This is a genomic window from Microbacterium sp. BF1 (assembly GCF_019279095.1).
Taxonomy (GTDB): Bacteria; Actinomycetota; Actinomycetes; order Actinomycetales; family Microbacteriaceae; genus Microbacterium; species Microbacterium maritypicum.
The window spans coordinates 1-6,381 of the sequence record NZ_JAGYWT010000112.1; the positions used below are offsets into that span (position 1 = coordinate 1).

Below are 6,381 nucleotides of genomic sequence, written 5' to 3' on the forward strand. Positions count from 1 at the left end.
CGCCGGCAGCGGTTCAGCCGTCGCGACACTCGTTGAAAGGACCACACGCTACGTGGTCCTCGGCCATCTTCCGATTGAGCGCACTGCCGATGCTGTTCGCGACAGCCTCGTTACCGCGCTGCAGGGGCCCGTTCGTGCCGCTGATCGTCCCCGGTCGCAACATCTCCTCCGCGGACAGCGTGAAGGGTGCGGTGTACAACTCCGTCTGGGAGATGGACATCGCCGAGATCACGCCGGCCGGCTGAACGGACATCTCATGACGACAGTGGCGGTGCAGAGGCAGGCGCAGCGGCGCCGATCGCCTCTGCTCGGATACCTGCTGCGGCGGGCCGGCACCTCCCTGCTCCTGTTGGTGGGCGTGACGATCGTCACGTTCGCGCTCACCAACCTGGTGCCGGGAGACCCGGTCTCGGCCGCGCTCGGTGAGGGTGCGTCGCAGAACCCCGCGACGCGTGACGCGTTCATCAAGGAGCACGGTCTCGACCAGCCACTGTTCGTGCAGTACTTCATCTATATGGGGAACCTGCTGCGCGGGGACCTCGGCACGTCGCTGGTGACCGGACGCCCGGTCACCAGCGACCTCGCCACCGCGGTGCCGGCGACCATCGAGATCGCGATCGGGGCGATCATCGTCAGCCTCGCGGTCAGCATCGTGCTCGGTACGCTCGCCGCCTACCGTCGCGGACTCGTCACCGACCAGGTCATCCGCGTCGTGACGCTGGTCGGGCTCAGCGTGCCGACCTTCTGGCTGGCACTCGTCAGCTTCTACGTCTTCTTCCTCGAGCTGCGCATCGCACCGGGATCCGGCCGCATCTCCCCGTCGATCACGCCGCCGCCGCGCGTGACGGGGCTCTACACGGTCGACTACCTCCTGGGCGGCGACGCCGTCGGCTTCTTCGACGCCCTCGCCCACCTCGCGCTTCCCGTCATGGTGCTCTCGCTCGTGACCATCGGTCTGCTCACCCGTTTCATCCGCACCTCGGTGCTCGAGGTCCTCGGGAGCGATTACGTGCGCGCCGCCAGAGCCAAGGGGCTCCCGGCCATGCGGGTGATCCTCGACTACGTGCTGCGGGGAGCATCGCTGCCGATCCTCACGGTGGTGGGTGTCGCGTTCGGCGCTCTGCTGTCGGGCACGGTGCTCGTCGAGTCGGTGTTCGCCTGGCCGGGCCTGGGCACCTACGCCTACAACTCCGCCGCGAACCTCGACCTGCCGGGCATCATGGGCGTCGGTCTCGTGGTCGGCGTCATCTACCTCCTCATCAACTTCATCGTCGACCTGCTGTACGGCGTGCTCGACCCGAGAGTGAGGATCGCATGAGCCGCATCGCCGCCGCCTCCCCGGCCGGGCGCTTCCGCTTCCGCTGGCCCCGCGCCTGGCGCACGCCGCTGGGGATCATCGGCACCGTCATCGCCGGAGCCTGGATCATCGTGGCCTTCACCGCCCAGTGGTGGGTCCCGTACCCGCCGAACGCGCAGGTGCTGCCGCGCCTGCAGCCTCCGGGGATCGACACGCTCCTCGGGACCGACGGCAACGGACGCGACATCTTCTCCCGCCTGATGACCGGCGCCACCGTGAGCCTGCCGCTCGCCCTCATGCTCGTGATCGCGGCCATGATCATCGGCACGCTCATCGGAGCGCTCGCCGGGTACTTCGGCGGCTGGGTCGACGAGACGCTCATGCGCATCACCGACCTGTTCATGGCCTTCCCGACCGTGATCCTCGCGATGGTGGTCACGGCCTCGCTCGGCCCGTCGCTGTTCAACGCGGTGATCGCGGCGATCGTGGTGTCGTGGCCGCAGTACTCCCGTGTCACGCGCAGCATCGTGCTGGGGCTCCGCGGCCAGAACTACGTGATCGCGGGACGACTGCTCGGGCACTCGCCGGCACGCACGCTGTTCGTCGACATCCTCCCGAACATCGCCGGCCCCGTCCTGGTGCTGGCGACGCTCGACATCGGCGCGGCGATCCTCCTGCTCTCCGGACTCTCCTTCCTCGGTCTCGGTGCGCAACCGCCGACGGCCGAGTGGGGGTCGATGATCTCGGGTGCGATGCAGAACTTCGACGCCTGGTGGCTCGGGGTCTTCCCGGGTCTCGCGATCCTGACCGTGGTGCTGGCGTTCAACTTCCTCGGAGATGCGATGCGCGACGTGCTCGACCCGACAGCCGAGATCACGCACGAGAAGGCTGCGGAGCACAAGGCGTCGGCGGGGGTGGCCGCATGAGTGCCCAGAACGCTGTCGCACAGCAGGACGCGACGCTCAGCATCCGCGATCTGACGGTCGACATCGGGCGTCCGCTCGTCAAGGGTGTCTCCCTCGAACTCGAGGCGGGTCGCATCCACGGTCTGGCCGGAGAATCCGGGTCCGGCAAGACCCTCACCTCGCTCGCCGTTCTGGGACTGCTGCCGCGTCAGGCCCGTACCGGGGGATCGATCCTGCTCGGCGGCACCCGGGCATGCCTACGACTATCTGAACGAGTCGATCATTCAATGGCCTGACCAGAAGCGACTCTCCGCCTGGATCCGCGAGGCGGGCTGGGCCGAGGTCGCCTATCGCAACCTCACCTTCGGCATCGTGGCCCTGCACAGAGCGCGCAAGCCGGAGTGAACCTTCCGGGCGAAACCGTGACATCCGACGAAGGTAGGCTGGGAACGTGACTTCGAGCCACATCGCCCCGGGTTCGCGACTGGCGAGCCGTCTCGGCTTCAGCGATCGCGTCTTCATCGGTCCTGCCGCCCGACGTGTCGCGCGCGCCATCGAAGACGGGCTGGAGCTCGTCGAGACCGGACTGGCAGACGACGTCCGCGTCGCCGATCCACTGGCCGACGCCGCCAGCCGCTACCTGTACGAGGCCGGCGGCAAGCGCATCCGTCCGGTGCTCACGCTCCTCGCCGCACAGCTCGGCGACGGGAACACCCCCGAGGTCATCGACGTGGCCAAGGCGCTCGAGATCACGCACCTCGGCTCGCTGTACCACGACGACGTCATGGACGGAGCCGACCGCCGCCGCGGAGTACCCGCCGCCCACGCCGTGTGGGGCAACAACATCGCGATCCTCACGGGCGACATCCTGTTCTCCCGCGCCAGCCAGCTGATGTCCCGGCTGGGCGAACGCGCCATCCGGCTCCAGGCCGACACCTTCGAGCGACTCGTGCTCGGTCAGATGCATGAGACCCTGGGCCCGCAAGAGGGCGACGACCCCATCGAGTTCTACATCCAGGTGCTCGCCGACAAGACGGGTTCCCTGATCGCCGCGGCCACGCAGGGCGGCGTGATCTTCTCCAACGCCCCCTCGGAGTACGAAGAGCCGGTACGCGTGTACGGCGAGAAGATCGGCGTCGCGTTCCAGCTTCTCGACGACGTGATCGACCTCTCGGCGAAGCCGGAGGAGACGGGCAAGGTGCCGGGGACCGACCTGCGTGCGGGCGTTCCGACCATGCCCTACCTGCTGCTCAAGGCCGAGGGAGACGCGGACGCCATCGACCTCGCAGCCCGCATCGACGAGGGTGTGGCCCTCATCGCCGACGGAGCCGACCCCGCCATCCTCGACGGGCCGCTGGACGCGCTGCGCGACCACCCGGTGACGCAGAAGACCCTCGAGCTCGCGCACGCGTGGACCCGGGATGCCGTCGACGCTCTCCAGCTGCTCCCTCGCGGCACTGTGCGCGAGGCGCTGACCCGATTCGCTGAGACCCTCGCCGAACGCTCCAGCTGACTCTGTGCGTGCGGCCCGTCAGGGTTGCGCGCCCGCTCTGCGACGGCATACGAAAGGACCTCCCATGACCAAGCTCAGACTGGCCATCGTCGGTGCGGGCCCCGCCGGCATCTATGCGGCGGACATCCTGCTGAAGGCGGAGCGCAAGTTCGACGTCTCGATCGACCTCTTCGAGCAGCTCCCCGCACCGTACGGGCTGGTGCGCTACGGCGTCGCGCCCGACCACCCGCGCATCAAGGGCATCGTCAACGCCCTCCGCGACGTGCTCGACCGTGGTGACATCCGCCTGTTCGGCAACGTCCGCTTCGGCGAGGACATCACTCTCGACGACCTCAAGAAGCATTACAACGCGGTGATCTTCGCGACCGGGGCCATCCGCGACACGTCGCTGGACATCCCCGGCATCGATGCGGTCGCCTCGTACGGCGCTGCGGACTACGTCAGCTGGTTCGACGGCCACCCCGATGTTCCGCGTGAATGGCCGCTGGATGCCGCCTCGGTCGGCGTGCTCGGCAACGGCAACGTCGCCCTCGATGTCGCCCGCATGCTGGCCAAGCACGCGGAGGACCTGCTCGTCACCGAGGTGCCGGCCAACGTCTACGAAGGCCTCAAGGCCAGCCAGGTCACCGACGTGCACGTCTTCGGGCGTCGCGGACCGGCGCAGGTCAAGTTCACGCCGCTCGAGCTGCGCGAGCTCGGCGAACTGCGCGATGTCGACATGGTCGTCTACGACGAGGACTTCGACTACGACGACGCCGCGAAGGACGCCGTCGCCAGCAACAAGCAGGTGATGGTCATCGACCGCATCCTGCAGTCCTGGCGCAAGCGCGATTCGGTCAACAACGCCGGAGGCACGGCGTCGCGACGCCTGCACCTGCACTTCTGGGCGAAGCCGGTCGAGGTCCGCAAGGACGACAACGGTCGCGTCGCGGCCCTCGTGTACGAGCGCACCCGGCCTGACGGCCAGGGTGGCGCGGTCGGCACGGGAGAGCTGCGCGAGGTGCCCCTCCAGGCGCTGTACCGTGCCATCGGCTACTTCGGCTCGCCGCTTCCCGGTGTTCCCTTCGACAAGAAGCACGGTGTCATCCCGAACCGTGAGGGTCAGGTGCTCGCCAAGGACTCGAACGAACGCGTGCCCGGCATCTACGCGACCGGATGGATCAAGCGCGGCCCCGTGGGGCTGGCCTGTCGGGAGCTCGGGCGAATGTCGGGTGATCCGACGGCGATTCGTCCGACATCCGCCCGGACTCCCGACGGGTGGACGGCACCTCTGTTCCTGCACAGTCGATGCGTGAATCGAATCTGCCCGTATATCCGGATGCTCGGCCCCCGCCACGAGCACGGGAGGTGCAGGATCGACGGATGCTCAGTGCCGCTTTCGTGACCGCCCGACACGGCGGAGTCGTCCGGGGCACCCTGCTCCAGAAGTATGGGATCACTCGTCGGATGCGCGCGGACGAGGTGCGTGTCGGCGCGCTTCAGCGCGTGAGACCTGGGGTGTTCGCCGTGCCGGAGGCGAATGTGCACCTCGTGGAAGCCGCACGACACGGCGGTGCGCTCACCTGTGCACATGCGCTGCGACTGCACGGCGTATGGTGTCTCTACGACGAAGGTCCCGTTCACGTGTGGCTCGGCGGGCGAGGTCGTGCTCACCACGACGAGTGCGAATGCGTGGGGCACTACGACGCGGGTCGCGCGGGCGTCGGACTCGCACCGCTCGAAGAGGTGCTCGTCCATGTTTACCGTTGCGGTGGTGACGAGGCGTTCTTCGCCGCGCTCGAGTCGTCGCTCACGCAGCGGCTGATCTCCGAGGCCGCACGCCGACGAATCCGGAGTCGACTGCCGGCTCGGGCGCACTGGCTCGTCGATCTGGCCAGATCGGATGCCGACAGCGGGCTCGAGTCGCTGCTGCGGCTGCGGCTGCATGTGCACGGGATCAGGCTGGATTGCCAGGTGACGATCCCGACCGTGGGGAGGGTCGACTTCGTGGTCGACGACAGGCTCATCCTCGACGCCGACGGCAAGGGCAACCACGCGGGCTCTGCGCACCGCCACCGGGATCTGGTGAGGGATGCCGCGGCGTCGGCGCTGGGGTACGAGACGCTGCGATTCGACTATGCACAGATCGTGCATGCCTGGCCCACCGTCGAGGCTGCCGTGATCGCCGCCGTCGTGCGTTTGCGCGAGCGCGGCTGACGTGGGCGCTGGTCCCGGCCCGTCCCTCCCCTCGACCTCGACGCGTGCGCTTGTCGGGAGATCGTCCGGATGTCGGGAGGAAACAGCCCCCACACGCCGGTCCACGAGCAATCTCCCGACAGATGTGCAGGGAGTGCGGGTGTGCCGGGGAGCGGGGAGCGCGGGGTGTGCGGGTGTGCGGGTGTGGGGGTGTGGGGGTGTGGGGAGCGAGGAACGAGGGCGCGAGGCCCCGCGCGACTGTGCGGGGTTCTCACGCCTCCGCGGGGGCGTCGCCGGTCGTCGCCGGGTTCATGGGGATGCGGACGGTGAAGGTCGTGTCGCCGGGCTCGCTGGTCACGGTGATGAGGCCGTGGTGGCCCTCGACGATGGCCTTCGCGATCGCGAGTCCGAGGCCCGTGCCGCCGGTCTGCCGGGCCCGCGAGCTGTCACCGCGGGCGAAGCGGGCGAAGAGCTCGTCGCGGATGGCGGGG

The 6,381-nt window shown here is 68.7% G+C and carries 8 protein-coding genes and 1 pseudogene; 8 read left to right on the forward strand and 1 reads right to left on the reverse strand.

All coding sequences use genetic code 11. The features are described from left to right. From KZA10_RS06000 to KZA10_RS06035, 8 genes and pseudogenes are all read left to right on the forward strand, one after another. Positions 1–245 (forward strand): hypothetical protein (locus KZA10_RS06000; protein ID WP_218682413.1); only part of this gene is annotated, 245 nt, incomplete at its 5' end. A gap of 11 nt (positions 246–256) precedes the next feature. Next, entirely contained in the window at positions 257–1,318 is a 1,062-nt protein-coding gene (locus tag KZA10_RS06005) for an ABC transporter permease (RefSeq protein ID WP_055871404.1), read from the forward strand. Next, the gene (locus KZA10_RS06010; RefSeq protein WP_055875340.1) at positions 1,315–2,223 is read left to right on the forward strand and encodes an ABC transporter permease; all 909 of its coding nucleotides are present in this window, start codon (positions 1,315–1,317) and stop codon (positions 2,221–2,223) included. Before KZA10_RS06005 ends, KZA10_RS06010 begins: the two co-directional genes overlap by 4 nt. Beyond that, positions 2,220–2,498 carry an ATP-binding cassette domain-containing protein gene (locus KZA10_RS06015; protein WP_256934470.1) on the forward strand — a complete coding sequence of 93 codons (279 nt, stop codon included), beginning with the start codon at positions 2,220–2,222 and terminating at the stop codon, positions 2,496–2,498. The genes KZA10_RS06010 and KZA10_RS06015 overlap by 4 nt, the downstream gene beginning before the upstream one ends. Then, a pseudogene (locus KZA10_RS06020) lies at positions 2,455–2,607 on the forward strand (class I SAM-dependent methyltransferase); the annotation flags it as partial. The gene KZA10_RS06015 and the pseudogene KZA10_RS06020, both read left to right, overlap by 44 nt. 46 nt (positions 2,608–2,653) lie before the next feature. Then, the gene (locus KZA10_RS06025) at positions 2,654–3,715 is read left to right on the forward strand and encodes a polyprenyl synthetase family protein (RefSeq protein WP_218682411.1); all 1,062 of its coding nucleotides are present in this window, start codon (positions 2,654–2,656) and stop codon (positions 3,713–3,715) included. Between the two features lie 64 nt (positions 3,716–3,779). Next, the gene (locus KZA10_RS06030) at positions 3,780–5,099 is read left to right on the forward strand and encodes an FAD-dependent oxidoreductase (protein ID WP_256934468.1); all 1,320 of its coding nucleotides are present in this window, start codon (positions 3,780–3,782) and stop codon (positions 5,097–5,099) included. Continuing rightward, positions 5,078–5,911: a DUF559 domain-containing protein gene (locus tag KZA10_RS06035; RefSeq protein ID WP_218682412.1), complete on the forward strand. Its 834-nt coding sequence runs from the start codon at positions 5,078–5,080 to the stop codon at positions 5,909–5,911. The genes KZA10_RS06030 and KZA10_RS06035 overlap by 22 nt, the downstream gene beginning before the upstream one ends. Positions 5,912–6,161: 250 nt before the next feature. Here KZA10_RS06035 and KZA10_RS06040 read toward each other — a convergent pair. Beyond that, a partial coding sequence (locus KZA10_RS06040; protein WP_256934469.1) for an ATP-binding protein occupies positions 6,162–6,381 on the reverse strand: 220 nt, incomplete at its 5' end.